Origin of the sequence: Rhodococcus sp. SMB37 (assembly GCF_004345605.1) — a bacterium.
Classification (GTDB): domain Bacteria; phylum Actinomycetota; class Actinomycetes; order Mycobacteriales; family Mycobacteriaceae; genus Rhodococcus.
In genome coordinates, this window is the sequence record NZ_SLVY01000027.1 from 15,767 (window position 1) to 42,495 (window position 26,729).

Annotated in this window: 26 protein-coding genes, 2 pseudogenes and 1 riboswitch; of the genes and pseudogenes, 14 read left to right on the forward strand and 14 right to left on the reverse strand. The window is 65.6% G+C overall.

The features are described from left to right. Positions 1-40: 40 nt before the first annotated feature. The gene (locus EV641_RS27780; RefSeq protein WP_132476574.1) at positions 41-568 is read left to right on the forward strand and encodes a helicase associated domain-containing protein; all 528 of its coding nucleotides are present in this window, start codon (positions 41-43) and stop codon (positions 566-568) included. A gap of 45 nt (positions 569-613) precedes the next feature. On the opposite strand, the gene EV641_RS27785 is transcribed toward EV641_RS27780, so the two are convergent. The 3 genes from EV641_RS27785 to EV641_RS27795 all read right to left on the reverse strand — a co-directional run bounded on the left by EV641_RS27785 (position 614) and on the right by EV641_RS27795 (position 3,416). Next, a complete protein-coding gene (locus EV641_RS27785; protein WP_241997518.1) occupies positions 614-1,477 on the reverse strand; it encodes a hypothetical protein in 864 nt (287 codons plus the stop codon). Next, positions 1,474-2,310, reverse strand: coding sequence for an ABC transporter substrate-binding protein (locus EV641_RS27790; protein ID WP_241997519.1), 837 nt, complete (start codon positions 2,308-2,310; stop codon positions 1,474-1,476). The genes EV641_RS27785 and EV641_RS27790 overlap by 4 nt, the downstream gene beginning before the upstream one ends. 233 nt (positions 2,311-2,543) lie before the next feature. Then, positions 2,544-2,673: riboswitch (cobalamin riboswitch) on the reverse strand. A gap of 44 nt (positions 2,674-2,717) precedes the next feature. After that, positions 2,718-3,416: a GTP-binding protein gene (locus EV641_RS27795; protein WP_132476580.1), complete on the reverse strand. Its 699-nt coding sequence runs from the start codon at positions 3,414-3,416 to the stop codon at positions 2,718-2,720. A 175-nt stretch (positions 3,417-3,591) separates the two neighbouring features. Here EV641_RS27795 and ykgO point away from each other — a divergent pair, with 175 nt between their 5' ends. Continuing rightward, positions 3,592-3,714, forward strand: coding sequence for a type B 50S ribosomal protein L36 (gene ykgO / locus EV641_RS27800; protein ID WP_054713829.1), 123 nt, complete (start codon positions 3,592-3,594; stop codon positions 3,712-3,714). Between the two features lie 161 nt (positions 3,715-3,875). Here ykgO and EV641_RS27805 read toward each other — a convergent pair whose 3' ends face one another. Beyond that, a complete protein-coding gene (locus tag EV641_RS27805) occupies positions 3,876-5,102 on the reverse strand; it encodes an MFS transporter (protein ID WP_132476584.1) in 1,227 nt (408 codons plus the stop codon). A gap of 75 nt (positions 5,103-5,177) precedes the next feature. Between EV641_RS27805 and EV641_RS27810 the strand changes: the two genes are divergently transcribed. Both EV641_RS27810 and EV641_RS27815 read left to right on the forward strand, forming a co-directional pair. Next, positions 5,178-6,086: a LysR substrate-binding domain-containing protein gene (locus EV641_RS27810; protein ID WP_132476587.1), complete on the forward strand. Its 909-nt coding sequence runs from the start codon at positions 5,178-5,180 to the stop codon at positions 6,084-6,086. A gap of 122 nt (positions 6,087-6,208) precedes the next feature. Then, positions 6,209-6,781 carry a GNAT family N-acetyltransferase gene (locus EV641_RS27815; RefSeq protein WP_132476590.1) on the forward strand — a complete coding sequence of 191 codons (573 nt, stop codon included), beginning with the start codon at positions 6,209-6,211 and terminating at the stop codon, positions 6,779-6,781. A gap of 205 nt (positions 6,782-6,986) precedes the next feature. Here EV641_RS27815 and EV641_RS27820 read toward each other — a convergent pair whose 3' ends face one another. The 5 genes and pseudogenes from EV641_RS27820 to EV641_RS27835 all read right to left on the reverse strand — a co-directional run bounded on the left by EV641_RS27820 (position 6,987) and on the right by EV641_RS27835 (position 9,992). Then, complete coding sequence (locus EV641_RS27820) at positions 6,987-7,331, reverse strand: type II toxin-antitoxin system prevent-host-death family antitoxin (protein WP_241997520.1); 345 nt, start codon at positions 7,329-7,331, stop codon at positions 6,987-6,989. Between the two features lie 197 nt (positions 7,332-7,528). Beyond that, positions 7,529-7,810, reverse strand: a complete 282-nt coding sequence (locus EV641_RS30045; protein ID WP_241997521.1) for a pyridoxamine 5'-phosphate oxidase family protein — start codon at positions 7,808-7,810, stop codon at positions 7,529-7,531. A 46-nt stretch (positions 7,811-7,856) separates the two neighbouring features. Continuing rightward, positions 7,857-8,111, reverse strand: a pseudogene (locus EV641_RS30050) (pyridoxamine 5'-phosphate oxidase family protein); the annotation flags it as partial. Positions 8,112-8,196: 85 nt separating this feature from the next. Beyond that, a complete protein-coding gene (locus EV641_RS27830; protein WP_158289230.1) occupies positions 8,197-9,021 on the reverse strand; it encodes a class I SAM-dependent methyltransferase in 825 nt (274 codons plus the stop codon). 197 nt (positions 9,022-9,218) lie between these two features. Then, positions 9,219-9,992 (reverse strand): class I SAM-dependent methyltransferase, encoded by a 774-nt coding sequence (locus EV641_RS27835; protein ID WP_132476596.1) that lies wholly within the window; start codon positions 9,990-9,992, stop codon positions 9,219-9,221. Positions 9,993-10,131: 139 nt separating this feature from the next. Here EV641_RS27835 and EV641_RS27840 point away from each other — a divergent pair, with 139 nt between their 5' ends. The 5 genes from EV641_RS27840 to EV641_RS27860 all read left to right on the forward strand — a co-directional run bounded on the left by EV641_RS27840 (position 10,132) and on the right by EV641_RS27860 (position 12,810). Next, a complete protein-coding gene (locus EV641_RS27840) occupies positions 10,132-10,638 on the forward strand; it encodes an NUDIX domain-containing protein (RefSeq protein ID WP_132476599.1) in 507 nt (168 codons plus the stop codon). Positions 10,639-10,737: 99 nt separating this feature from the next. Beyond that, on the forward strand, positions 10,738-11,208 hold the full coding sequence (locus tag EV641_RS27845) for an NUDIX domain-containing protein (RefSeq protein ID WP_132476602.1): 471 nt from the start codon (positions 10,738-10,740) through the stop codon (positions 11,206-11,208). 270 nt (positions 11,209-11,478) lie between these two features. After that, on the forward strand, positions 11,479-11,949 hold the full coding sequence (locus EV641_RS27850; RefSeq protein WP_158289231.1) for an NUDIX domain-containing protein: 471 nt from the start codon (positions 11,479-11,481) through the stop codon (positions 11,947-11,949). A 121-nt stretch (positions 11,950-12,070) separates the two neighbouring features. Further along, entirely contained in the window at positions 12,071-12,385 is a 315-nt protein-coding gene (locus EV641_RS27855) for a hypothetical protein (protein WP_132476608.1), read from the forward strand. A 113-nt stretch (positions 12,386-12,498) separates the two neighbouring features. Continuing rightward, complete coding sequence (locus EV641_RS27860; protein ID WP_132476611.1) at positions 12,499-12,810, forward strand: hypothetical protein; 312 nt, start codon at positions 12,499-12,501, stop codon at positions 12,808-12,810. A gap of 82 nt (positions 12,811-12,892) precedes the next feature. Here EV641_RS27860 and EV641_RS27865 read toward each other — a convergent pair whose 3' ends face one another. Then, complete coding sequence (locus EV641_RS27865) at positions 12,893-13,582, reverse strand: phosphotransferase (protein WP_241997522.1); 690 nt, start codon at positions 13,580-13,582, stop codon at positions 12,893-12,895. Between the two features lie 280 nt (positions 13,583-13,862). On the opposite strand from EV641_RS27865, the pseudogene EV641_RS27870 reads away from it, so the two are divergent. From EV641_RS27870 to lexA, 4 genes and pseudogenes are all read left to right on the forward strand, one after another. Continuing rightward, a pseudogene (locus EV641_RS27870) lies at positions 13,863-14,577 on the forward strand (SOS response-associated peptidase). Positions 14,578-14,977: 400 nt separating this feature from the next. Further along, a complete protein-coding gene (locus EV641_RS27875) occupies positions 14,978-15,391 on the forward strand; it encodes a PPOX class F420-dependent oxidoreductase (RefSeq protein ID WP_132476613.1) in 414 nt (137 codons plus the stop codon). A gap of 324 nt (positions 15,392-15,715) precedes the next feature. Further along, positions 15,716-16,675: a barstar family protein gene (locus tag EV641_RS27880; protein ID WP_241997523.1), complete on the forward strand. Its 960-nt coding sequence runs from the start codon at positions 15,716-15,718 to the stop codon at positions 16,673-16,675. A gap of 301 nt (positions 16,676-16,976) precedes the next feature. Continuing rightward, positions 16,977-17,639, forward strand: coding sequence for a transcriptional repressor LexA (gene lexA, locus EV641_RS27885; RefSeq protein WP_132476642.1), 663 nt, complete (start codon positions 16,977-16,979; stop codon positions 17,637-17,639). Between the two features lie 34 nt (positions 17,640-17,673). Here lexA and EV641_RS27890 read toward each other — a convergent pair whose 3' ends face one another. Genes EV641_RS27890 through EV641_RS27905 form a run of 4 tightly spaced genes read right to left on the reverse strand, consistent with a single transcriptional unit; the run spans position 17,674 to position 25,964 of the window. After that, positions 17,674-18,870: a DUF2399 domain-containing protein gene (locus tag EV641_RS27890; RefSeq protein ID WP_158289232.1), complete on the reverse strand. Its 1,197-nt coding sequence runs from the start codon at positions 18,868-18,870 to the stop codon at positions 17,674-17,676. 25 nt (positions 18,871-18,895) lie between these two features. Beyond that, positions 18,896-23,062: a TIGR02680 family protein gene (locus EV641_RS27895; RefSeq protein ID WP_132476619.1), complete on the reverse strand. Its 4,167-nt coding sequence runs from the start codon at positions 23,060-23,062 to the stop codon at positions 18,896-18,898. Next, positions 23,059-24,507, reverse strand: a complete 1,449-nt coding sequence (locus EV641_RS27900) for a TIGR02678 family protein (protein WP_132476622.1) — start codon at positions 24,505-24,507, stop codon at positions 23,059-23,061. The genes EV641_RS27895 and EV641_RS27900 overlap by 4 nt, the downstream gene beginning before the upstream one ends. Then, the gene (locus EV641_RS27905; protein ID WP_347238252.1) at positions 24,504-25,964 is read right to left on the reverse strand and encodes a TIGR02677 family protein; all 1,461 of its coding nucleotides are present in this window, start codon (positions 25,962-25,964) and stop codon (positions 24,504-24,506) included. Before EV641_RS27905 ends, EV641_RS27900 begins: the two co-directional genes overlap by 4 nt. 178 nt (positions 25,965-26,142) lie before the next feature. Here EV641_RS27905 and EV641_RS27910 point away from each other — a divergent pair, with 178 nt between their 5' ends. After that, complete coding sequence (locus tag EV641_RS27910) at positions 26,143-26,598, forward strand: cupin domain-containing protein (RefSeq protein ID WP_054717576.1); 456 nt, start codon at positions 26,143-26,145, stop codon at positions 26,596-26,598. Positions 26,599-26,729 lie beyond the last annotated feature (131 nt).

Consider the following 26,729-nt stretch of genomic DNA (forward strand, 5'->3'; position numbering starts at 1 on the left):
TCGATGGTTCTCCTGGCCGTCGGCGGTTCATACTGGGTCTATGCGAGCATCCACCGTCGCCCACAGAACCCGTCCGTCCCAACAGCCTCGAGCGCTGTCCCCGGCCGTCCGGAGGTACGCCGCGCATGCTCAACGCGTGTCGGTCACCGGTGATCTCGTGACCGCAGACGGATTTCGACTCGGACGTTGGGTGGAGCGGCAACGGATTGCGCGCGCGACCCGAACGCTTCCTTCTCAGCGTGAACGAGAGCTCGATGCGGTCGGCTTCGACTGGCGGGTCGAGCCGATTCCTCGGGTCGATGCCAAGCGGCTACGCATGCTCACCGAACTGGCCGCGTACCGTGAAGTGCATGGCACCGCGGAGGTGCCTGTCCACTACACCACCGATGACGGTGAGCGACTCGGAGAGTGGCTGTATCGGCAGATCAAACGCTGGCGCACCGGTACGCTCGCCGGCGACGAGCAAGCCGTCCTCGAGTTGTTCGGGGTGACGCCGAATGCTCGTCGACGTGGCCCCAGGCCAGGTGTATCTGCTGTGCCAGAACACCATTCGAACGGAGGGCGCTGATACCGGTAGATCGGCGGCGCATGCGATGCGCGACACCGACCAGCCTCAGTGGTCGCCCCGGGGAAGCGGTGTGAAGGCGTTGGCGGCCGCTACGGCTGCGTCAACATCGAGTCTTCGGGCCCCGAACACCGAGTCGGCCGTGCTGCGATCGAGGGTGTGACCTCGATAGAGCAGGGAGGCGACGGTGTGAGAGGTAGCGCGGTCGTGGGGCTTCCAAGAATTCAGCAGGTCGGCGATACGCCGGCTGCAGGTGGCGTCACTCGAGAAGGGGAGACCGAGTGCGTCGAACCCGTCGGGTTCGGTGTAGTCGGCTCGACTCCACCGGTAGCCGTCGAAGCCGTAGACGAAGCCGATCCACTCACCGGTTCGACGCTGGCGTTCGATGTAACCGGACGCCGCATGTCTCCACCACGACGGAACACCAGCGAACAGATCTGTTTCGCTGCGGTCGAAATAGTCGGCCGCGGCGTCGAAGTAGGTTTCGGAGTATTCGTGGTCGTAACCGATCAAGACAGCTTCCGACCTGCTGTGCCAGCGCAGATCTGCCCAATTCCCGCCACCGTCGTCGAAATGCCAAGTCGCCCCACGCGCGTAGCATCCTTCGGCCCACCGGCTCCCCCGGGCGGCCGATACGGCAGCGTAAGAAGCCCAGCGAGGACGCATCTTCTCGGGGGAGGGAATCGCGAGAGTGCGCACGAGTCGTGATGGTACCGCCGTCGTCGCCCTGGCCGAGCAGTCCGAGCGCGTCACGTGATCGGCGCGTTCGTCGTCTAGCAGGTCCCCGATGGGCCTGTGACCGCCTGTCGCGAGCTCTGAGCGCGTCGAGAATCGTCGTGAATCACCCTTCCCGTCGGCGATATCGGCCGCCTGCTGATTGTCCCAGCGCTCGACCAATTCATCGGGTGTCATTGCGCCACACCCAGTTCGCGAAGGCCGGTGGCGAGCTGCTCGATTCCTCCGATGTTGCGGATGGACGGATCCATGGTGGTGCCTTCGAGGATGATGTAGCGCTTGTTCTGCACCGCGGTCAGACGACTGGCCACCGGATCCGATTCGAGGAAACTGATCTTCTCCTCGGCGCTGTCGCCGTCACTGCCACGGGTGAGATCGGCCAAGACGAGGACGGTGGGATCACGATCGAGGATGCTCTCCCATCCCACCTCGGGCCACAATTGTCGACTGTCGCCGAACGCGTTCTGCGCCCCGACCTCGCGCGTCATGATTCCTGGAGCACCGCAGCATCCGGCAATGTACGGACTGGCAGTTCCCGCATACCACCATGCGAGTCTCACCTCGGAGGCGTCGATACTTCCAGCAGCCGTCTCGGCCCGCCCACGCAGATCGCCGACCAGGTCATCGCCGCGTTCGCGGACACCGAACAGCGTGGATACGTCCAGGATCTCGGAGTACAGGTCGTCGAGAGTGAGCTCGGAATCCTGCACGGCGTCCTGCCCCGTGCATTCGCTCGGAGACTGATACGTCGAGATTCCCATTTCGGTGAACCGGTCGCGATCCGCAATTCCCTCATCGGTGAATGTGTAGTCGAAAGTGGTGTAGACGAAATCCGGCTCACGATCCAGCACCGATTCGAACGAGGGGAACTCCGTGTCGAATGCGTACACCTCGGAAGCCGCAGGTTCGAGCTCCGGCAGAAGCCGGTCGTCACCGAGCGCGATCCCGGAAAGCCGATCTGTCAGTCCGAGACTGAGCAGCAGCTCGACGGCCGGCTGGTTGACGGCCACTGCCCGTTCGATGGGACCGCTCGGTGAAACCGTGATCCCGCAATTGATCACACCGCGAGCGTCTACGGTATCGGCCGGGTCGTCGCTATCGGTAGAGGTGCCACACCCGGCCGCGCCCAACACCACGACGGTCGCAGCGGCGACCACTGACTTTCGAATTCTTCGGTGCATTACCCATCGAGCTTCCTGTAGCCACTGCACGCGAGCGGACCACACATCATTACCGGGTACGGCGAGCCGCCACCGGTCCAGCAGGGTATCGGGCTCGGGGTTGTTCGCCCCTCACCGTTGCGCGTCAGCTCCGGATTCCCACCGGATTCCACCTGACCCCATTGACGGGGCTACCTGGCGTGACGAATCTAGCAAAGAAGGCCGTACATCCGAATTGGACCTATCTGCCGATTCGTTCACCGACAGCGAATTCTCCGACGGCGGCTTCGCCGGTTTCCGGCGCCGCGGCGCCGCCCGGGCGGGCGATCACCATCTTGGCAAGGGATCGGGGATCTGGGTCCACTTGTCGGGTCCGAGAAGGAATTCGTCGTCGTCGAGTGTGCACTCGTCAACATCGTGATCGTGCGGGGGATGTCGAGATCGATACCGAAGAACGCGATGTCCTGACCGAACGTCAGCGGTTCGGGAGAACGGTCTTCGGTGCGGGGTCCGCCGAGCCCGATCTCGGTTCCACAGTGGTCCCACAGGATCGTCGTGTGTGGCCGGGATGCCAGCCGGCAGAAACCGGCCGAGCGGATCACCCGGCCGCCGGAATCGCCGTCGAACCCACTGCCGAGGACAGCGGTGAGTCGGTCGGGGTGGAATGGCCGGAAGTTCTGATACCGGAACGCCTGCACGCGGTGGTGCGTGACCCGCGGGGAGAATGCGTCGCTCAGCAGGTGGATCCAGCCGGGCCGGTTCAGCGTCACCGCTGCGATGTCGGTGGCGTGACCGTGTGGGCCGAGTGGCGCTTGCGGACCGAGAAGGGCAAGTGTGGCTGTGGGATTGAGGTGTCCGAGCAGAGCCACGAGTGGATGCAGGTCGGAGGGCTCCATCGAGTCCCAACCGGTCAGTACGAGCGACGACGCGTGCTCGATGTGTGCCGCCAGCGTCACGGGTGACTCGGGTGCGCCGAGATGTGGCCGTCCGAGCAGGGTTCGGGCGGTCCTGTCGGCGTCGAGGGTGGTGATGACCGAGGCCAGATCGGCCCGGAGTTCCGAGCGGCGTCGCGCGGAGTCGAATTCGGAGACGATGTGCTGCGCGTCGGTGTCGGGGCTGCACCGGACAAGGATGAAGGTCCGTTCGTCGCTGAAGTCGTTGAAGAACCAGCCGGGTTCGCAGGTCGTCCGCCGGCGCGGGCGGATCTACGGGATCAACAAGCAGAACCCGCGCTTCAAGGCGCGGCAGGGATAAACGGCCGCAGTCGGTGTCGGTCCGTGTCCGGCTGGTGATGGCCGCTCTACGTGCGCACCGAACAAGGCGGTGCTATGTGGTCGGCAGTGTCGCATCGACCAGTCGGACTTTTTCGTATGCTGAGCCCATTGTCGCCAGGGGCTTCCGTGCTCCGGGTTGAATCAGGTCCCGTTGGTTTGTTGCTCCACGCGGACCTCTCGCGGTGAGCCCCCGGTTCCGCGCATTTCCCGGATCCACAGTAGGACACCGCATGCGGGAAAGAATGCGCCGAGTACACACACGGCTCTCCACCCGCCGGTGAAGTAGGCGACGGTGGACAACACGCTCCCGAGTGACCCGGCAAGGAAGTAGCAGGTCATGTATGCGGTGTTCAGGCGGCTCCGTGCGTCCGGGCGCAACGGGTAGATCAAGCTCTGGTTACTGATGTGGGTTCCCTGGATCCCGAGATCGAGCAGGGCGACACCGACGGCCAGTGCGATGACATGGTGTTCTCCGACACCGAGCAGGAGGAAACTCGCAGCAGTGACGGCGACGAACACCCCGGTTTGCCGGCGGGAATATCCGCGATCGGCCAGAGATCCCGCCACGCGGGCAGCCAGTGCGCCGGCGACACCGAAGAGGGTGAAGACTCCGATTTGCGCCTGGGACCATTCGTAATTGGGGCCGGCAAGTAGGAATCCGATGGTGGTCCAGAATACCCCGAAAGACACGTATGTCAGTGCACCGTAAGCGATTCGCTGTCGCAATACCGGTTCGGTGGTCACCAGTCGTACCACCGAGGACAGCAGCGCCCGGTAATCGGAGTCGGTGGTAGGAGCCGATCGCGGGAGCGTATGGATCAAGCATACGGTGATCAGCATCAGAACGGCCGCGCACACGAACACCGCTCGCCAGCCGGCGATCTCGGCGATCAACCCGGCAACTACCCTGGACAGGAGGATGCCGAGCAGCAGACCGGTCATCACGTTGCCTATGACCCGCCCGCGTTCGTCGTCGTGAGCAAGCGTAGCTGCGAAGGGCACCAGGATCTGGCCCACAACCGAACCGGTGCTGACCAGGATCGCGGAGGCTGCAAGGGTTTGCCAGGTCGGGGACCAGGCCATCACCAGCAGCGCAGCGGCGGTGGCCACCAGCATCCAGCGCAGGAGCCGCCGCCGCTCGACCATGTCTCCTACCGGTACCAACAATGCGAGTCCGAGTGCGTAGCCGACCTGCCCCGCGGTGACGACGAGGCCCACCTCGGACGTCGAAGCGTCGAAGCTCTCGGCGATCGCGCCCACGAGCGGCTGGGCGTAATAACTGTTGGCTACCACCAGGCCGGACGCGAGCGCCATCACAGCGACGAGACGTCGATCCAATCGGGGGGACGTAGTGGGGGTGCGGACCATGATGTCGATCGTGGAGTCATCTCGGCTATCTGTCCAACAGGACATTTTCATCGGATTGAGAAGTAGAATCGGTTAATGGAGCTTCGTCAGATTCGACATTTCGTGGCTGTGGCCGAGCACGCCCATTTCACCCGCGCCGCCGAGTCGATGCACCTGTCCCAATCGGCCCTCAGTTCCTCTGTCCGGGCGCTCGAAGGTGAACTCGGCTCGGCTTTGTTCGAGCGCACGACTCGATCCGTGCTTCTCACAGCGGCCGGCCAGGTGTTCTTCCCCTATGCGAAGCGGATGCTCCGAGAGGCAGCGGACGCCGGCGCGGCTGTCGGCCGCCTCCGGACCGGAGAGGCAGGCACGTTGGCGTTGGGGACGGTGCAGACTTTCACCGCGGTGGATCTCCCCGCGTTGCTCGCTCGGCTGCATTCCGGATATCCGGGGATCGAGGTGACGCTTCGGGAAGCGACCACTGCAGAACTGTTCGAGGCTGTGGCCGCCGGCGAACTGGACTTGGCATTCGTCGCTCTCGACGCGCGACCGCTTCCCGCCGGGCTCACCGCACTGCGTAGCTATACCGAGGAACTGGCCGTTGTGGTGGCCCCGAGCCATCCGCTCTCGGCATCGGACGACATCGACCTGGCAGGCCTGCAGGCGTACCCCTTCGTCGACTTCCAGGCCGGAACAGGTCTGCAGACCACCATCGAATCGTTGTTCGTCGCCGCAGGGGTGAACCGACGGATCACGTTCCGTGTGAGCGACATCGATCGAGTGCTCGAGCTGGTCCGGCACGGCCTCGGCGTCGCGATCGTCCCGGACACGATCGCACGGCGCAGCGGTCTGCGACGGATTCGGGTGCGCCCGAATCATCCCCGGCGGATTCTGGCTCTGGTCGGCCGGGTACCGGCCCCCACAACAGTGGCCGCAGAGCATTTTCTCGAGCTCCTCGCCGCGAGTTCGTCGGCTGTTCCCACGGGCGGGCAGACAGGTGAATGAAACCAAAACTGTATGTCGGGAGATCGGGCGCCGAGGATGGCACTTCGAACACGGCCTCCCACTGCTGTCCGGACCACACAGCATCGGCAGTGTCACCGGGAACGCCGTGGCATCGTGGATACATGACCATCGCAGTTCGAGCGGCCTCAGTGTTCGAGGATGTCCGTACCCTGCTCGGTCCGAAGTCACCCGGAGCCAACGTGTGCTGGTGCTTGAGTTACCGGGTTTCCTCCAAGCTCAACAACGAGCTTCGCGGACCGGCCCGCGGCGAATATGTCGCCGAACTGTGCCGTGCGACGCCCGCTCCGGGGGTCCTCGCCTACGACGGTGACGAACCGGTCGGCTGGGCCGCAGTGGCGCCGCGCTCGGACACGTCCTTCGCGCGCAGCCGTAGGATCCCGCATGTCGACGACCTGCCGGTCTGGTCGCTGTGGTGTATCCGTGTTCGTCCCGGTCATCGCAAGCAGGGGATCTCACATGCTCTGATCGCCGGCGCGATCGAGTTCGCCCGTGCGCACGGCGCACCGGCGATCGAGGCGTACCCGCTCGACAGTGGTGAGGACAAGGTCGATATGACGATGGCCTACGCCGGGATCCGAAAGAACTTCGAGCGCGCCGGGTTCACCCACGCTGCCGACACCACCTCTGTTTTGGCCGGCCATCCCCGAGTTCTGATGCGGCTCGACTTGCGCTGACGGTGTTGGCCGGTGTCGTAATGCGGCGGTGGTCATCGGCAACGGGCCGATGCGTCCCCGGATACGTCCGCATCGGCGGATGCGTCATTCGAGATCGCATCCGGGGCAGCCGGGGGTTGCGGGCCGAGGCCTGACCGGCCGGCTTCAGTCTCGAATCGGACTCGTACGGCCGCGACATACGTGTGAGAAGCGGGATTCGGGAGGGCTATCGGGCCCGCCGCCGCTTCTTGCGCGTCTTCCGCTTCTTTCGGCTCTTGGTGTTCTTGGGAGACGGTGAGGGGGTGGGCTCGTCCACGGACTCGTCCTCGGACACTGGGGGCGCGACCATCTGTTCTTGAACCGACCGCTCCATCTCTCGACGCAGACTTGCCATCAACTCGGGGGAACGCAGGAGGAAGGAAGCCTCCTGCAGAGCGAGGTACCGCGCCTTCGAGATCAACACCGCGGTGTCGCGTTTACCGTCGATCTCGACCGCGACCGTATCGCTGTTGACCCTCCGAACCAGATCCCTCAGTTGCGCGCGGGCTGCCTTCACTGTGATTGATGGCACCCGCGTGAACTCCCTTCGTCTGCTCGACCGACCCCGCGCATCATCCCATCGTCGGGCCGATTTCGGGCACAAACGCGACCCGCGTGTCAGCGCGCGTTACGGCAAGCGGTCTCGGTCTCATGCGCGCCGACTCTGTCGGCGGTGTGAGCCTGACGAGACGGTCGAACACGCATCGTGAGGGTTTCGCGTCGAACGTGTCAGAGCAATGACCGGACCGAAGCGGGTACCGGCACGGTGGAATCGGTCAGCGGTGACGGTTCAGGAATGCCGGCGACAGTGCGCAGCGGCACCACTCCGGCCCACGCCGACCGATTCTCGCCGTCGTCCGGATCCTCGCCGGGACCGGCTGCACGCATCTTGACGCTGACCTCGGCCAACGGGATCTCCAGCACGCTCGTCCCAGCGAGCTCCTTGGCGGTGAGCGGGCGAACCTCGTCCCATCGCCCCGGCATGAGGTGCTCGGTGACCGCGCAGGGCATTCTCCTTGTCGGCTTCGGGCACCGGCGTCGCGAGGCCGAAAATCACTGCGCTGCGGTAATTCATGGTGCTGTCGAATGTCGAACGGGCGAACACGAGACCGTCGAGGAGAGTGACGGCGACCGATACCTCCAGCCCGGTACGTGACGCGAGGAAGGTGCCGGCGCCCGTGGAGCCGTGCAGAAACAACCTGTTGCCGTACCGGCCGAACGCCATGGGCAACACCACCGGATAGTTGCGCCGTATGAATGCCACGTGAGCGGCCCGCGCCTCGTCGAGGAGACGATGGAGCACCCGCCGCACGGCTCCAGGGGCAGGAGGTCGCGATCCGCTCTAGTGTCGTGGCTTCGTCCGGCGCAGAGCGCGGAACGGCGCTGGGGAGATGTCATCAGTGCACGTCAGGCCCTACCTCGTCGCGGATCGCGATGCGGTTTTGAGCGACGCAGTACAGAACATCGGCTCGATCAACACCGACGGTCTCGGACAACTCGGATCGAAAGCGGTGTTCGAGCGCTGCGCGGGCATCGTGCGACAGCACATCGAGTTGTTCTGTGTACATTCGTTCATGCACGGCCCAGGCGCTCCCGAGATCGGTAGGGGTGAAGTGCACCTGTTCTTCGTGTATCTCGACGATGCGGAGACCGGCACGTTCGATATGTTCGCGGCACGCACCGGGTGTGCCGAGTGGTGCGCTGGGATCATCGATCATGATGCCAGTATCGGCGGTGAGGCGGCGGAAGAGTTCGGCAGCGGGTGGGTTTCCGGTCGCCATCGACGAGAACGCAATCCGGCCACCTGCGCTCAGGACTGAGGACCAGTTCGACAGTGCTTCTGTGATCGGTAAATACAGCAGGCCGGCCGAACACACGATAAGGTCCACATCGCCTTCGGTGATGACATCGGAGAGAGATGTGGCGTCGCCATGGACGAATCGAATATTCGTCAGGGATTGATGGACGGTCTCGTGGCGTGCACGGTCGAGCATCTTCTGGGACATATCGACTCCGACTACGCGGATCGTCGGGTCGAGGCGGGCGATCGCGCGCGCTGCCATGCCGGTGCCGGTGCAGGCATCGATGACCGTCGTATGCGCGGTGACGTCGGCGATCTGCACGAGCCGTTCGGCGTAGTCACGGTGCCAGTTGCTGTGGCGATAGGTGTCTGCGCGGTCGTTGAATGCGTGTTCGACGAACTCCGGTTGGTGGGCTGACATCGTGTGGCCTCCGGTTCCTTTGGTTGTAGCGGTTCGACTCACCGCAACCATGACAGTCGCGGGGCCGTGTCATCATTCAAGGCTGGAACGGTGTCGGCAGCTCGTCGTACGCGTACGCGTTGAGTACCCGGCGGGACAGAGACGACCTGCCCGAACGTCGGTTCGCTGCCCTCGGCTTGGTCAACAGGATCTGGCGATCACGCGGGCGGCTCTATCGCGATGGCTTTTCGTGTGCGGCTGCATCGGGTGACGTAGGGCAGGGCGATCTCGTCGCGGCCGGCGAGGTCGGGATGCCTGTCGACGAGAGCGTCGATACGCGCGAGCACCTTCGCGCGTGACACCGGATCCATCGTGATGATGTAGCTGCGCGAGGCGACCAGATCGAGCAATCCCGAGCGGGTGAGGCGGAAGGTCCATTCGAAGTCTGCGCGTTCGAGTTCGGCGAACGGGGGACCTACGTTGGGGCGATCGGTGCGCATGTCGATCTCGTCGCCGGTGCGCATGATCTGGCCCAGTTCGGCGACCCAGTCCACGCGCTCGTCACGGATGTTCCAGAGTAGGCCGAGTTGCCCACCACTTCGTAGGACCCGAGCCACTTCCGGTACTGCGAGAACAGGGTCGACCCAATGCCATGCTTGGGCGACCAGCACAGCATCGACGGACTCGTCGTCGAGTGGGATGCGTTCTGCGGATCCGGCATGCACCGGAGTATCAGGAAGGGCGAGTGTGAACTCCTCCCGCATGCCGACGGATGGTTCCACGGCTACGACGTTCGGAATGTGCTCGATGAGGCTTCGGGTGAGCTGACCGGATCCGGCGCCGAGATCGAGCACCCGGTCGGCCCCCGTCGGCAGTAGCCATTGCACCGCGTCCGCCGGGTATGGGGGCCGTCCTGCCCGGTATATGGATGCCGCCGCACCGAAGGAATGTGCCTGCGCCACCGAGTTCACACCGGTCTCCGTTTGCTCCATGTTGACGAGTATCCACTGGCCGCTCAGGTCAACGTTGCTGCGGTACCGTGCTTCTGGGTGCCCACGGACTGGTTGAATCGACGCGAGTCGAAGGGCCGCCCGGTGATCGTTCCGGCCGCACTGAATATGGTGGTCGACCATGGCACCGCAGAAGCGTTCGACCTCACGGGTTCTTCTCGTCGATGACTGCGATCGGCTGCTGTTGTTGTGTGGCCGCGATCCACGTACACCGGGGGCGCGGTGGTGGTTCACGGTCGGGGGCGGTGTCGAAGCAGGTGAAGATCACAGACAGGCCGCTGTCCGGGAGGTCTGGGAGGAGACTCGGTTGACGATTCCGGCGTCGCGTCTGGGTCCGGTGGTGTGGACTCGGCAGACGCTGTACAGCGTCGATGGTCTCCGCTTCGACCAGTATGAGGAATATCGACTTGGCCGTGTCACTGCAGCTGAGGTTGCTCGGATGCAGATCGACACCACGGAAGCGCGGTACGGTCACCGTTGGTGGACGGTGGACGAGCTGGCCGGTACAGGTGAGACTGTGCGGCCGAAGATGATGGCGCAGTTGCTGCCCGAGGTTCTCACCGACGGCGGCAGAAGTTGTGTGGCTGTGCATCTGGGCGACTTCAACGAGGACACCGACCTCGATTAGCAGCGAATTGCGGTTGTAGATGCTCGCCCGGCCGCGGTGCCTCCGAGGCGGCGCCCTGCCCGGGCGTTGTGTGTCGCTGGTGCCCGCTACCGTGGGCGAGTGAACGATCGCTTTCAGGTGGTGCCGGCCGTCTATGTGCTGTTCCTTCGTGAGTACGGCGATCGTGAGCAGGTCCTGCTCCAGTTGCGGGAGGGAACGGGCTACCTGGACGGGTATTGGGCTCATGCAGCGGCGGGACATGTCGAGCGGGGTGAGTCGGTTTTCGACGCTGCTGTTCGTGAGTGTGCCGAGGAACTCGGAATCGCGGTCGATCCGGGTGACCTCGTGGCGCTGACCACGTTGCATCGACAGCAGCGTCCCGGTCTCTCTTACAAGGACCACCGGGCGGACTTCTTTGTCGAGTGCCGGCACTGGTCATCCGAGCCGAGACTGATGGAACCGGAAAAGGCAGCAGCTTTACAGTGGTTCGATGTGGAAGACCTTCCGACTCCGATGGTCCCGCATGAAGCGTTCGTGCTCGAAGGGCTGCTCGAAGGACGGTTGGCGCCGATTCACTCCATCGGCTTCTGAATCGACAGCCGCGATGCCGTCCGGCGACCTTGCCGCAGGGTAGGTGATATGTCATATTTCGCAGTTCACCGTGCGTTCTCGAGGTCCGGGGTGTGTCCGAACGCTGATCAGGTGGAGGGCCGCAATGTCGTCGAGCGGAACAAGCTCCTGTAGTGGCGCGGGATCGCGATGCGCAATGAGAAGCTCGCGCGCAGCTACCACGCTGGGCGCTGCCTCGCTCCCACATTCCACTGGCAAAGGGTGGGATCGCGCAGTCCTACAGTGGACTGCGTGTCATCGATCAGGAACATCTCGGTAGGGCTGGCCATCCGCTCGGGGCGTGTTCTCGTGCTCGATGGTGTGGACCGGGTGACGGGCGAGGCGTTTCACCGCGCGATCGGGGGCGGCATCGAATTCGGTGAGACTGCCGAGGCGGCGCTGAGACGGGAGTTCACTGAGGAACTGGGCGTCACACTCGGAGCTGTCGAACTACTGGTAGTGGTGGAGAACATCTTCGAGTACGAGGGCAACCCGGGACACGAGATCGCCCACGTTTTCGCGGTCGAGTCACCCGAGATCGATGCGATTCCTCTGGATGCGCGGTTACGGGTGCTCGACGAAGGCAGCCCGGTCCGATGGGTCTCGATAGGTGACGCGCACGGTCCCTTCTATCCGACCGGCGTCGCGGAGATCCTGGACACGCTTGTGGGTCGGGCCGATCGGACGGCAACGGTGTCGAGCAGCACGTCCGAGGGTGTGTAGCAATGGGTGAGACCGTCATGATCATCGCAGAGAAGATCCTGCGGGCTTTCCCTCTGGTTGAGCGTTCATCGCGGTCGATGGCGTCGATGGGAGCGGTAAGAACGTCTTCTCGGCACTGCTCGTGCATCAGCTGCATCCGCGGCTCGCCGTCGTGTTGCATGCCGATGACTTTCTCAATCCCGCGTTGAGGGCGTACGCCCTCGATCGGCTGCGGCCTGATGGTGATGGTTGGTACCGCCCGGCCTCGTACGATTCGGAAGCCGACACGGTCACCTGCCCGATGCCGCTGTATGCCCCTGTTGACGCGCCCGTGCTGGTCGACGGTCTGTTTCTTCATCGCGACGAACTCGTGGACTTGTGGGACATGTCGATCTTTCTGGACGTGCCGTTCGCCAGGCAGGCGCGCGCGAGAACGAGGCCCGGACTGCCGCGCTGAGTATGTCGGGTATTTCGGACATGTATTCGGTGGCGAATGTCGAACTCGGGTGCTCGTCGACATCCACGGTGGGGTGATGTAGAGGCGGCGAAGGCGTTCGCGCGGGGATCCGGTTGTTCGGCGCCTTGGCGTTCATCGCCGAAGCACTCGGAGCTGCGCTCCCGAAAGAACTTCGCGTCGCCTACGATTTCTTCGTCGACGACAGTGCCACGAGGTTGCTGCTCGACTCCGGGCGGACCCAGCTCGCTCCCGATCCCATGCAGAGGTCGGCTGATGATGTTGTCGTCCGCTGCGGTGCGCCTGTGCTTGCCGCGATCGTCGGCGGTCGTATCGATATCGCCGACGCGACACGCGACGACCACGTGCACGTCGAGGGCGAGCCCGTCGCTGCGCAGGCTCTTCTGTCGCTGATCCAGTCGAGGTAGGTCCGCCGCGGTAGCAGCACATCCCGCATTGCGGACTTGCACGGGTACCCGTGCGACACGGCGAACGGCTTGGATTTCTTCGCTACAACACGCACGCCCATCCAGCAGTATCGCTCTCACTCGGGATTGCCATGATCGCATGCCCCACAAACACGAGAACATCGAACCAGTGCGCCTCGGCAGGACTGAGGGGCCATGCGGATTCGTATCCGGCGCGCAGCATGTGTCTTGCCGCTGGCGGTATCGGCCGCCAGTTGGTGAATCGTGTCCCGAGGTAGACGCTGGCCTTGGCCAGGTCGCTCACGCGGTGCTCACATGCCACTTCGTCGAAATCGAGCACCCCGACAACCTGGGAATGCCGTATCAGGATGTTGGCTGCGCGAAAATCGTTGTGCACCAGCTGAGGCTCGTCCTCGAGCTCGAGAAGCCCCGACAGGAGAGTCTCGAGTCGGCGTGATGCGTCCGGTGCATATCCGCGATCCTGGGTGGCGAGCCACTCCTCGATCCGCTCCCTTATAATCGCGGGGTGCGGCGACGCCAGTGCAGGGTCGTGCTGAACGCTACCGAGTACTCGATGGATGTGGGCCAGGCATGCTCCCGCCGAATGGACCGCGCTCTGGTCGTTGATGTCCAACCGGTCTCCGGACAGTTCCGGAACGACGGTGACCGATAGTGCACCTGTCGGACCGTCGAGATCCAGTTTTTGGCTGCGGCGAAGCTGTCGAACCCGAATCGTGTCCGGAGCGCGGTCTGCGGGTCGGCCGTTTCCCACAGCATCGACAATCCTGGTGGCAGCATCGTTCGACTGTGACCAGGCGCGTCGGCGCCGTCCGCGCGGAGAACGATCTACTCGAAGTCCGCGCCGCAGGCCCAATCAACAAGAGACCGCGATCCGCTCCACGTTCGCGACCGCATCCGGTGCAGTCGGAAATCGGCGGCAGCCAGGACGTGTCATCAGCGCAGATCAACCCCTGAACTCTCGCCGGTGCTCCTGGGTCGTCCGTGGCCACGGCTATCGTTCGTGGTGTATCTGCGACGACGGAGGTCCGATCGTGTGTGGCCGCTATGCAAGCACCAGTACCCGAGCTCATCTGCTCGCCGCCTACGACGCCGTCGAGACGGTGGGGGAGGAGTTGCCGCCGGCGTACAACATCGCCCGACCCAGCACGTGAACGTGGTGCTCGAACGCGCGCCGCGCACCGCACCGGACGCGGATCAGGTGCGGATGGTGTCGTCTCAGGTCAAATGGGGTTGGTGCCGTCGTGGGCGAAGGACCCGAAGATCGGGTCGCGGATGATCAACGCGCGGTCGGAGACGATCACGAGCAAACCGGCGTTCAAGGCGGCCGCGGCCCGCCGACGCTGCGTGTTGCCGGCGGACGGGTACTTCGAGTGGATGAAGAACGACGGCGGCAAGAAGATTCCGTTCTTCCTCCACGGTGACGGGCCGGTGTCGATGGCCGGCCTGTACGAATTGTGGCCGAATCCGGATCTGCCCAAGGATGATCCCGATCGGTGGTTGTGGACGTGCACGGTGCTCACGCGGCCGGCGACCGACGTTGCCGGCCAGGTGCACGACCGGTCGCCGGTGATCCTTCCGGATACGTTCGTCGGTCCGTGGCTTGATCCGGCGTTGATCGATCGTGACGATGTGGATGCGTTGCTGAATTCGGTTCCGGAGCCGCATCTGGATCTGTATGAGGTGAGTACGGCGGTGAACTCGCCGCGCAACAACGACCCGGAGTTGTTGCGTCCTGTGCACCGGTGAGTGCATAGGGGATATGTCATCTGACCAGGTGAGCATGAAACTGCTTCAGAAGCCATCCGGGAACCGCGTAGACAAGGCGATGAAGAGCCTCGAAAGCGAGGCAGAGGCGGCGCGTTTCGAGCTCGGGTGAGGTGCACGCCGATCCGGACGGCCCGCTCGGCGTATCTGCGCCCGGCCGCCGATCGGGCCTCGGATGAGAAGGGCAGGAACGTTGTCGGGGGTGACGAACAGGCTGAGCCGCGAGGTGATGGCGCTGACGTCGGCGAGGAATCACCTCGACGATGTGCGCCGCACTGTGTGACAGGTCCCCGGCCGGAGATATTGTCAAGATCTGTGGATCGCCCATCATCGCTCGCGGTGGATTCCGTGCTTTGTGGTGAGGTTTTGGGATACTGCGGGTATGGCGTTTCGTGACGATCCCGGTGGTGACCAGTTCTTTGCGCTGCGCACGTTCCGACGAGACGGTTCGGCGAGGACGACGCCGGTGTGGCTGGCATCTGCCGGTGGCCGCTGGTATGGGTATACGCCCGCTCGCTCGTGGAAGGTCGAACGGATCCGGCGCAACCCTCGGGTTGAGATCGCGTCGTCGACCTTCGATGGAACCCCGACAGGACCGTGGCGGTCGGGCTCGGCGCGAGTGCTGCCCGCGCATGAGTTACGCAACGCGAAGCGGGCGATGACCGCGAAATATGGCAATAAGTTCCGTGTATTCGTGATCACCACGCTGTTCGGCAGCCCTCGGAAACACGGTGGACGGGCGGTTGGGTTGGAAATCAGCCTCGACGCCGGGCCGTCGGCCATGCCTGCGACATGAGGTGCGCCGGGTCGTTCCGGTCGCCGATCAACCTGAGGTCGCCTGGCGGATGAAGTGTGACCGCAGTACGTCCTTCTTCTCGCAACTCGTTGGTGCGAGTGCGACGAGCGTGGTGATTCGCAAGTACGTCCCGTAGCTCGATGAGGCAATCGAGGAGACGGCATGGTCTTTTGTGCTCTGTGTGCTGCTTTGCAGATTGGATATTGCTGTGGCCTTCACTGACGGTGAGATTCCCTTGTTCCGGCTTGCCGGGTAGATCCAGCCCGGATTCGCAGCTCGACGCTCACTCCGCCGTTGGCTACCGATCACACCTACGCTCAGTGCATGGTACGTAGCGCGTTGTTCGACCCGACCGACCACGACCTGTTCAGCGAGCAGCGACAACGCTTCGACTGGAGTTTGCTGCAGAACGGCAACGTCTTTCGGTACGACACTTTCTTCGAGCTCGATAGCGCCTGCGGTCGGCTCACTGGCCTGGGGTATCTCGTGCATCGTATCGACGCACACGCCTGGACCTCGGTCGAGGACATGTACGACGCCTTTGCCGAAGCAATGTCCTACCGCCGTTCCTACGGCGGTGGCCTTGGGGCGTTCAGCGATGTGTTCGCAGACGTCGGTACCTACGTCTTCGGCAGTGATCCCGAGACCACCGGCACGGTGTTGGCGATCGCCGGGTTCGACACGCTGATGGGTGTCGATGCCCGCACTGCTCGCGTGATCCTGGATGTGTTCGCCCGGGAGGCGAGGTTGGCGGGCTTGTACGGTCACCCGATGCTGTGTCTCGTCGAATCGACTGCCACCGACCTCGGACCGGTCGGAGGAACGGACGTCTACCGCGGCAGCGTCTGGGTCGTCGAACCGGATCCACCAGACCCTTTTCGCCTCGATGATCTGGTCGAGCACACACTTCTCGTGTTCGTCACCGACCCTGCCGACTACCTCGCCGATCTCCGTCCGCTGCTGACCGATCTTCTCACCCCTATCGGACGGTGGCAGGTCCTCGAGCCGGTCCTGATTACCGACCCGACCGCGGTGAGCAATGGCGGGCGCAATGCCCGGCATCGTCCCGAACCGCTGCCTCAGGACGCGGGGTTGTGGCAGTTCTCCATCGGGATCAGAGGGGAAGGCGATCACAATGAGCTGGGCGACCAGTTGGTACGCGCTCACCATGACGCGGGGTTGCACTTCGAGGGAATGTTCTCCCGGTTCTACGCGGCCGGCACCGAGGAACACGGCCACGCGCTCGACAAGTACTCCGAACTTCGCGACGGAACCGGCATTTGAGGAATGTTCACGGTAAGCGGCCGCTCCGATTGGGTGGGGAGGCGGCGAGGCGCATCGACGGTCTTGGGTTGCGTGACGCTATCTGTCAAGCGCCTCGGGCTCCGGTAACTGGGCGACGGCGTCGGTATCGACATCGGTCAGGACTTCGAGTGCATCGGCTCGCGCGGATGGTTCGAGGTAATTGCTGTCATTGTCACCGTACCGATGATCATCGGGCCGGCTCCATCATGGGAGCGTGACCATCTGGTTGCATCCCCGCACCGTGCTCGAGCGTGCCGACACGACCACCTACGATTCTTCGGTGACCGATTACCACGACTTCGACATGTTCGGCGGCCTCGATCCCTCCACGCTGCCACTCCGCCAGCAGCGGATTCTGGCAACGATCCGGGATTGGGTGGCTGCACACGGATGCGCTCCCAGCACCCGTCAGATCGGGGACGCGGTGGGCCTGCGGTCGGCGTCGTCGGTGTCCAAGCATCTGAAGAGCCTCGAGGAGAAGGGCTTTCTCCGAAGGGGTACTTCCATGGCCCGTCAACTGGATGTGCGCCCGTTCCTCGCAGGCACCGAGCACGGCCGTTCGAACGACAACAATGTGGCAGTGCCGGTGGTCGGCGACATCGCGGCCGGTGCACCGATCCTCGCCGAGGAGTATGTCGACGAGACGCTGACGCTTCCGCGCGAGCTCGTCGGGTCCGGCACGGTGTTCGCGCTGCGGGTATGCGGTGAGTCGATGATCGACGCCGCGATCTGCGACGGCGACGTTGTGGTGGTGCGTCGCCAGGACGAAGCGCATTCCGGCGAGATCGTCGCCGCGATGATCGACGGCGAGGCCACGGTGAAGGTGCTGCGGCGCCGCAACGGTCACGTCGTCCTCGAGCCACGCAACCCCGCCTACGCCGAGATCAACGGCGACGACGCGGTCGTCCTGGGCAAAGTGGTTTCGGTCATGCGCCGGATCTGACGACGTATCGAGTCCACGAGAATGTCGTCCTCGACTATCGACGGAGATGCTCCAACAGTACCGGGATCAAGCGCTCCTCCATCACGGCCCTTCCCGACGTCTCCAGTGCCTGCGCGAGTTCGGGATCCCACGGCGACTCGGCTCGCGTATCGGTCGACTTCAACATCTCGGAGTCGCCTCGGTCGAGCGCCTCACGATACGTAGCCGCATCCATCAGCCAGGGCAGTGCGCCGAACTCGGTACATGCGCGACCGGTGGTGCGTAGTCCGGTCCAATCGAAATCACCGCGCCAATGCACGGCGCCGCGGGCTGTACGGAGCAACTGACGGACGGCCTCGGACGGCACTCCCTCTGTGCACAGCAACGGCCTGCACCGGGCTCCGAGCTCACGTTCGGCCGCCTCGACGACAGTCGGGTTCTCGCACACATATACCTCGCCCGCAGCCAACGTCGCTGTCCATGCGCGCAACTGAGCGAGCGTCCACACCTGATGAACGCCGGCGTCCGCCGCCGCTCCGGAAATCGTGGCGGCCGCGGGATGTCCCTCGAGGCGCACGCCGAGTGTCAGCACGCGGCTGGCCAGCCCACTGTCGATCACCCCGAATTGCTCCCACATCGCGGCGCGCTCGGCACCGGTGGACGGTTCGTCGACACCCACCGCTGCCGCGAGGAGGCGTAGAACCCATCGACGCACCGGCGTGTCGGTCAGCGCCTTGGTGTCGCCGAGGACACGCTCGGAGAGCTCGACCGGCGATTCTCCCTCGGCGGGGAGGACGGCGAGTATGCGAACGGCATCGAACACCGTTCCCGACAGCAGATCGGGTGCCGTGACCCGCGCGGCGTCGATGAGCTCGAGCCACTGCCGATGCTCAGGCGCAGCGAGGACCGTGTGGACCTGTTCCCGCGCCCTGTCCACGGCGTCGTTCTTGGCAGACCTCTCGGCGGGTCGGTCGACGAGTGGTGACTCTGCGTCGAGCACTTCGAGCAGCGAGCGACCGCCGTTGAGGGGGCGTTGCAGCCAGGAGTCGAGGGATTGCACGTAGATGGGCACCTTGGTCGAGGTGCTGTCTACCTTGACTCTGCGCATCGCGAGAGCCAACCGATACAGATCGGGGGTTTCCGCGGTGACCGGCACCGTGATCTTCCCGGTCACCTGCAGTCCGTTGCTTACGACATGCCGACGGGCCCTGTCGAGCACCGCACGCAGTTCGTTGCTACCGGACCAGCTCATCAACTCTCCTAGAATCCCGCGCCGGTCAGGCGAACTCGAACGCACCATCCACCGGATGCACCACCCGCCGCGTACCCGGCGACCCCAAGGCCGTCGCCAGATCCGACCCGTCGTGCTCGGCCAGCAACTCGCCACCGGACCACACCAGCAGCGTCGCCGCGACCGTGTGCTCGGCCACCGAATGCGACAGGTCGTAGTGCGCACACCCGGGCACTCCGCCGTAGGTGATCCACAGATCGAACCCGGTCATGAACAGGTCGAGGTCGAACTGCACACACAGGCCCAGCAATTCGCTGCGCCCAGTGTCGTCGACACCGGCGAACGCCTCGTCGAGCGCGAGTAATCGTGGCGCGTGCGGATCGGCCGAATCGAGCATCACGTGCGCCGCCGCGAACAACGGCAGATGCAGCGACACCGATTGCTCACCACCGGACAACGCCGAATGCCGCGCCGGCGTCAACCGGTCCTCACTGCCGTCCGCGCCGATCAGGCTGAACGAGAACACCCGCCACCGCCGGTAATCGAGCGTCGACGCGAGGATCTCCGGGTACGACCGCTCCGGGTGCGCCGCGCGCTCGGCGCGGATCCGCGATGCGAAATGCGCCCGGATCCCCGCCAGATCCTCCGGCGACAACGCCGACGCATCCCGATCGAGCAGCTTGCACACCGCCCGCGCCCGCTCGTCGAGATGATCGGCGAGCACCCAGTGCACCCCGATGGTGGTGCCCGACGACATGCGCCGCTGCCGCATCTCGGTGCCCATCCGCCCGATCAGATCGCGGGCGTCGACGGTGCGTTCGTGGATCTGCTGCGACAATCCCGTCAACAGTGCGTCCTCGAGGATGCGGCGCTCGGAGTCGGTGAGCAACGCCTCCTGGTCCTGCCGGGCCTGCGCGATGCGCGCCGCGAACCGCCCGACCGAGCTGTAGCCCTGCTCGTCCTGCACCTGCACCACCGTCACCCCGTCGGGAGCATCCCAGGTCAGGCGATAGTCGCGTCCCCGCGCGAGCTCGGCATCGAAATCCTGCAGCGCCGACGTCAACGCAGATCCCGTCGACTTGCGCGCCGATTCCCCGGCCGACACCGACTGTGTCGCCGCCTCCAGCGACCGGAACAATCCGGTCACCTCGACGGGCAACACCTCGACGGCACCCTTGGTGTCCGGCGCGTGCCGGATCCGGTAGAGCACCTGCTCGGCATCGAGCCACGCTGCCTCACTCGCCGGCCATACGTGCTTGCTGTGCACCTCGAGCAGCGCCAACAGGTCGCGGTGCGCGAACGGGGCCAGCTTGCGGGCATCGACGTGGCATTCCACCAGCGCCGACCGCAACGTCTGCTCCGCCGCGGTGTGCGCCGCTTCGGCTTTGCCGATCTGCTCGAGCGCCGACTGGAACGCATTCCGGGCCGCACGCTCGGCCGCCTTCGCCGACTCGATTCGCCCCCGGGCCTCCTCGAGTTGCGCATCGATGCGCTCGGCACTCGCTCCGATCGACTCCCGCAACGTCTCGAGCAGCTGTTGCTGATGCGCCAGCGACTCCGCTGCCTCGAGGGACCGTTCGGCGGCCTCGTCCGCCGCGACCCGCGCCTCATCGTGCCGAAACTGCGCCTCCCGCAGACGCTCGGCGGCGTTCGCCTGATCACGCAACGCCCGCAGCAGCGCCTGACCCTGCGTCCGGAAATGCCGGATCGCGGCGTCGAGGCTGTCCAGCTCGGCGGCGGTGAGCGGGGTGCGGTGCCGCGCCGCGGCCGCACGCAACTGCTGTTCCTTGACCGACGCATCGGCGATCGCCTGATCGAGATCCCGATCGGCCGCGGCCGCCGATTCCTGCGCGGTGCGCAATGCACCCGCACACTCGGTGACCTTCCGCAGCGCCGCGAGCACCGTGCCGGTGCGGGGGAGGGCCTTCACCGCACGGTCGAGGGCAGTGAGTCGATCTCCGAGTGAGTGCTCCTCCTCGCGCAGGGTCTGCACCTCGGCGCGGGATTCGGCGATGGTCGCTTCCAATTCGGCGATGCGCAGCAGCCGGCGCCGCGCCCGCGCTGTCGCTCCGATGAACTCGGCATGATCCTTCACATGCCGGCCGAGCTGCACCCCCTGCCGATAGCCACCGCGCACATCCACCGCGACACCGATGCCCGGCTCCGGCTCGGCCGTCAACGCGATCGACGCCAGCACCTCCGCGACCCGCGACTCCGGAACCGACGTATCCGATTCGGGCACAAGAACATCAGAGAGTGTCGGGCCGGAAGGTCGTTGCTCGGGTGGCGACGCCACCAGCACCTGATCCGACTCGAGATCCGGCACCTCGCCGGTGCCCCCGACGAGCCACCCGTCGAGCAGATTCGCCGCCTGCAACGCCGCCTCGACACCCGCAGCGTCGTCCGCGGACACATCGTCCCGGAACCGCACGAGCTGCCACAACGGAGCGCCGGCCCAGCCCTCCCGCGACCCGCAGCGCGCAGGGAACGGTGGGGGAGCGTCGTCCCGCTCCGCCGCCACCGCGGCACGTTCCTGTTCGAGCTCACCGATCCGCACCCCGAGCGCGTCGATCTCCGAACCCATGGCGCGGCGCCGGAACCGGATCTCCTCGACAACCGGGCCGGTGTGCTCGGCCAGCGCCGCAGCCGGCGCGGTTGCATCGTCCTCACCGACCGCACTCAATGCCGCGTCGAGCGCCTCGAACACTGGAGTCGACAACCCCACCGCAGCAAGGGTGGTCGTGTGCTCGGTCCACCAGTGACGCAGTTCGTTCGCTGTCTCGTTGCGGGCCAATTCGACGACGGTCTCCGCGGCTTCGACCGCCGCCAACGCCGTGTCGCGCTGACCGCGGCTCCGTGTCGCCGCCGATTCCGCCCGCGCGCGCGCCGCGGCCGCCCCCTCGACCTTCGACAAGGCGCTGCGCACCGCCCGCACATCGGCGTCGCGTTCCTCGGCGTTCGCCTCGATCGTCGCCACCAGCTGCTCGGTCCGGTCGATGTGCTCCACACCCGACCATGTGATCGACGCATCCTCGGCCGCGGCCTGCATCGCATCCTCGGTGCGGCGCCGCGTCGACGTCGCGGCCGTCACGATCTCCTCGGCGCGGGTCTGCTCACCGATCCGGTCGGCCACCGCGGCCTGCGCCCGCCCGGCGTTCTCGGTCTGCGCGGACGTGGTGCGTTCGAGATTCGCCACCACCGACGCGAGATCGTCGAGTTGCTGCTTACCCTCGTACGCGCTCGACCGTTGCAACGCATCGAGCGTGGTGCGGGCCTGTTCGTGCTCCCGCTCGGCCCCGGCGAGCCTCTCCTCCGACTCGGTGCGCGCGACCGTGGCCTCCTGCTGGGTGGTGGCGGCCTGTCGCAACGCGAGTACTGCGGCGTCGACGGCATCGAGCCGTCCCGACACCTGCTCCACCGCCACCCGCGCCTGCTGCCGCACATACTTCGAATAGACGGTGACGAACCGCTGCGCTGCATCATCGGCCGCTGCGAGTGACTCCAGCGTGCGGGCGACTTCCTCCATGTCGGAGAACGAGCGGGCGGCCTCGACGACGAGCTCGTCGTCGAGCGGCCGCAACCCGTCGGTCAGGGCCTGCGACAAGCCCTTCGGATCGAGATTCTTCGCCAGCTGCGGACGCCGCAGCGTCAGGATCAGATTGATCAACTGGTCGTACCGTTGCGCACCGAGACCGAACATCCGCGCATCGATCGCCGCCCGGTACTCGATCGGGCGCTCGGTGATCGCATCGGCACCGACCTGCTCGATCAGCTGCTTCTTCGTCAGCGGACGATCCTCGTCGTCCAGTAGTGAGAAGTCGACACCGACCCGACCGTCCACCACGAAATGCCAGCGGGTGACCTTGTCATTGCCCTTGGTCGCGCGCATCCCGACCCCGACCGTCACCGCCTCCGGGTCGTCGCGCTGCCCGCGGCTGAACTCCATCCACACATACGAATGCGCGCTCTCCTGCCCCTGATACAGCAGATTCGAACGCATGGTGCGTTCCTCACCGGCGAACGGGTTCAGACGACGCGGCTCGATGCGCCCGTCCAACACGAACGGGAACAACACCTCCAGAGCTTTCGTCTTCCCGGAGCCGTTCGGGCCGCGCAGCACCAGACGACCGTCCGCGAACGAGAACTCCTGATCGCGGTAATCCCACAGATTGATAATCCCGGCACGCGTCGGGCGGAAACGGGCGCTGCTCATGAGATCTCCGTGTGGATCGAGTCGGGAACAGTGGACGCTGAGTTACTGGAAGGATCGAGATCGCTGAACTCTGTTTCACCGGCCGGTGGACCGTCCGGCGGAGACGAATCGAGAAACAGATCGATCTCCGGGTCACGCTTGCGCACACTGACCGTCACACCGCGGAACCGCGCCAGCGCAGGCAACGCCAGGATCCCGCCGGGCGCCCGCACCACCAACCGCATCTGCGCGAGCCGCTCCGTCGCCGCCTGCGCAAGCCCCGCCGGATCCGCCTGCCACTGCGCGGCGAACGTCCGCCCATAGGTGTGGACGAGCCGCCCGATCGTGCCCGCAACCCACGAATCCTCGATCAGCGGATGCGTCGGGGCCGGACGCTCGGACGCGCCCTCGACCCGTTCGACGAGATCACCAGATGTCGCGGACGCCAACGGGGTGAACAGCCCGGACCGCGGAATCGCACCATCGATGGCCGCCACCAGCGCATCATGCCCGTCCGCGGGCAGCGGCATCCGCTCCGGGGGCGGAGCATCCGGATCCGACACCCGATCGCAGATCTCCCCGGCCAGCAGCAACGCCACCTGCGCGACCGTCCCCGTGTTCGGGAACCGCACATCCGACAACCGGCCCGACGGATCGACCAGCGCCACCCCTTCGGCGCGCCGCTCACACACCAGACCCGTCAACAACTCCACCTCCTCGGTGGTGCGTGGCAACGCCAACTGCAACGCCTCGTCGTCGGACAATTCCTCGGCGTAGACCACCGGCTTCTGCACCAGCGCGCGGCGCACCCGCCGCCGCACCTCACCCGTATCACTGTGCGGCACCGACGAACCGAGCAGCGCCCGCACCGATGTCAGATGCTGCAACGCCCGCGGGGGACGGAACACCGCGGCCACCACCGCACGATCGATGTCGTAGAGCGCCTCCCCATGCCCCGGGTCGCTCGCCCAACCACCCGCATCTCCATCGGCGAGCGTCAGCGCACCCCGCGCCGTCAACCACGCCACCGCATCGACGAACGCATCCCGGTCCGCGGCGCGCGCGGTGTCGAGATCGACCCCCTCCACCCGGCTCGCGTCCGTCGCCACATGATCGGCCAACTCCGACAACGTGATCTGACCACCACCGCGCCCCAACGCCGCGATCGCCAACGCCAGATACGCATATCGGCGACGATCGAACGGCCGACCCGTCGCCGTACTCGTCCCCGCCCCCGGATCCAGCCGATCGGCGACCGTGAACAACCGCGCGGTGGTCTCGGTGACCTCGAGCCGATACCCGAACGTGGCGAGCAGATCCTCACGTAACTCCGTCGCCCACCGGCGCAGCGACGACAACGCCGACCGATCCGGGAACGTCGTCGTCACCAGATGATGCGTCAGGATCAATCGTGCCGCACGTTGAAACGAATCGAGATCGACCGACGCAATCGAACGCGCCTTCACTGCACCTCCACCGACAGATGATCCAAATACAGACTGCCCCGCGCGGTGCGCACCACCATCGACTCCTCACTCGGCCGCAACGTGAGTTTCACTCCGTTCTGCGTCCCGGAGGTCCCTTCATCGGGTCGCACCCTGCCACTGACCGGCACCCGCGCCGACAACGCCGCATCCAGCAGACTCAACAACACCTCGGCCTCCGGCTCCGAGAGCTCCCGCTGCCGCACCCCACCGGCCGCGAGCGATTTCGCGGCCTGCGCGCGGCGCCGTTGCGTCTCGAGTTGCTTCTCGCGCAGCCTGCGCACCCCGGCATCGTTGCGCTGGATTCGCCCGGGCGCACCCGCGGCGGGGCGGCGGCCGGTCTCGGCGAGCGTGCGGGCGATCTCCACCGGCGGCGCCTCCCACCACGAGCGGGTGACGGGAATGACGTCCGCGTCAGGATGCGGGATCGAGAAATGCCGAGGCCGGCCGAGGTCGAACACCGCCCCGAACAGCGCGTGCGCGGCGTCCTCGGTGGGCGCGTTCGCGAACCACCCGGCCAGGTGCCGCAGCTGCGATTCGCGGCTGACCCCGCCGCGCCGTTGCTCGGTCAGGCGTCGCAACAGCGACAGCACCGCCGAGATGGCATTGATCGTGGCGCCGCGCAGCCGTTCCGATTCGCTCGGCGCCGACCCCACACCGACGAACCAGTGCTCGACGCCGCGCCAGCGCATCCGCCAGTCGGCCTCACGTTCCTCGAACGAGAGCAGCACCCGCTCGTCGTGCTGCGCCGCGAGCGTGGGCAGTGTGTCGGAGCCGGTGGCATGCACACGGTCGAGCGCGGCGGTGAGCTTCGGGGCGTAGCGGGCAAGATCGGAACTGAACTCGCGCATGTGCGTGAGCAGCGCGTCCTTCTGATCGAGAAATACTTCCGGAGTGATCTCCGTGGTGCGCACCAGGTCGCCGAGCACCAGGTAGAACCGGGCAGCCCGTTCGGCCATGTCCGACAGCGTCGCGTCGAGCCGGCTCAGTTTGCGGTAGACGAGTTCACCATCACCGGCGGCGTTCGCGTCGGCGAGTTCGGTGAGGTCGGCGAGCAGATCGGCCAGCGCCAACCGCGACAGGGACACGTCTTCCCCGCGCGCCGAGAGCACATCCTCGACCGCGCGGAACGCCCGGTAGCCGGCCTGCCCGAACTGATAGACGTAGTGGCGGTTGCGGTACTCGGCGAGGGTCGCGGCGCGGGTGCCGTCGTAGCTGCGTTCGAGCACACCCCATGCGTGGAGTTGCTCGAGCAACGCCGGAAGGTCGGAGGCCTCGGGTACGTCGCCGGGACCGTCTGCGGCGATGCGGTTCAGAACGGTCTCGACGTCGCCGGCGTGCAGCAGCACCGTGTAGTTGCCGCGGGCGTGGTCGAACGCGCGCAGAACCCACAGGTAGTGAGTGCGTTTCTCGGCGGTGGCGAACGAGAACAACCGCAGCCGGTCGTCCCGCACCAGCGGGTCCTCGACCGCTCCGACGTGGGATCGACCTGTTTCGTTCACTGTGACAGGGTAGGCGGACCACGGCCTTGCGCCTGCATCACCCACGGTCCGTGTCGGCGACCGGCGCACGCGTTCGACCCCTGTGCAGGTTGCGCGGGCGGTAACGTCGGAGGCCATGAGGCGACCCGTGCGTGGTGTGCTCGCGGCGATCGTGATCGCCGGGTCCGTTGCGGTGCCCGGATGGGCCCACGCCACCCCCAGCGAGGGAATCTCGGGCGTGACATGGGTGGACATCGAGATACCACCGAATCTTCTGCCGTTCGTCCCCGACGGGGTGCACGCGGTGGCGCGGGAGATCACCATCGATCCGGGCGGAACCACAGGTTGGCACTATCACGACGGGCCCGTTCTCGGCGTCGTCCGGGCGGGCACGCTCACCCATCCCGGAGCGGATTGCGTGCCGGTGGTCTACGACGCAGGAGAGCTGATCGACGAACCTGCGGGAGCCGACCACGTGCACGAAGGCCGCAATGTCGGCACGGTGCCGGTGATACTCGACGTCGTGTATCTCACGCCGATCGGGGCGCCGCTGTTCGAGGATGTGCCTGCGCCCGCGTGCGCCACGATCTGAACCGGCCGTCGACGGCGTCCGCGGCCTGCCCCATGGATCTAGTGGTGTGTCTCTCAAATAAATGATTGTTAGTCCGGTAGGATTCCCGCATGAGAAAGCCGGTACCTGCCCTGGAAATGACCCCGGGGCAA

Coding starts and splice junctions, on each gene's coding strand:
- EV641_RS27780 (WP_132476574.1), top strand. CDS start 41: ATGCGAGCATCCACCGTCGCCCACAGAACCCGTCCGTCCCAACAGCCT.
- EV641_RS27785 (WP_241997518.1), bottom strand. CDS start 1,477: ATGACACCCGATGAATTGGTCGAGCGCTGGGACAATCAGCAGGCGGCC.
- ykgO (WP_054713829.1), top strand. CDS start 3,592: ATGAAGGTCCGTTCGTCGCTGAAGTCGTTGAAGAACCAGCCGGGTTCG.
- EV641_RS27805 (WP_132476584.1), bottom strand. CDS start 5,102: ATGGTCCGCACCCCCACTACGTCCCCCCGATTGGATCGACGTCTCGTC.
- EV641_RS27810 (WP_132476587.1), top strand. CDS start 5,178: ATGGAGCTTCGTCAGATTCGACATTTCGTGGCTGTGGCCGAGCACGCC.
- EV641_RS27815 (WP_132476590.1), top strand. CDS start 6,209: ATGACCATCGCAGTTCGAGCGGCCTCAGTGTTCGAGGATGTCCGTACC.
- EV641_RS30045 (WP_241997521.1), bottom strand. CDS start 7,810: ATGCCCTGCGCGGTCACCGAGCACCTCATGCCGGGGCGATGGGACGAG.
- EV641_RS27830 (WP_158289230.1), bottom strand. CDS start 9,021: ATGTCAGCCCACCAACCGGAGTTCGTCGAACACGCATTCAACGACCGC.
- EV641_RS27835 (WP_132476596.1), bottom strand. CDS start 9,992: ATGGAGCAAACGGAGACCGGTGTGAACTCGGTGGCGCAGGCACATTCC.
- EV641_RS27840 (WP_132476599.1), top strand. CDS start 10,132: ATGGCACCGCAGAAGCGTTCGACCTCACGGGTTCTTCTCGTCGATGAC.
- EV641_RS27875 (WP_132476613.1), top strand. CDS start 14,978: ATGGCGTTTCGTGACGATCCCGGTGGTGACCAGTTCTTTGCGCTGCGC.
- EV641_RS27880 (WP_241997523.1), top strand. CDS start 15,716: ATGGTACGTAGCGCGTTGTTCGACCCGACCGACCACGACCTGTTCAGC.
- EV641_RS27890 (WP_158289232.1), bottom strand. CDS start 18,870: ATGAGCTGGTCCGGTAGCAACGAACTGCGTGCGGTGCTCGACAGGGCC.
- EV641_RS27895 (WP_132476619.1), bottom strand. CDS start 23,062: ATGAGCAGCGCCCGTTTCCGCCCGACGCGTGCCGGGATTATCAATCTG.
- EV641_RS27910 (WP_054717576.1), top strand. CDS start 26,143: ATGAGGCGACCCGTGCGTGGTGTGCTCGCGGCGATCGTGATCGCCGGG.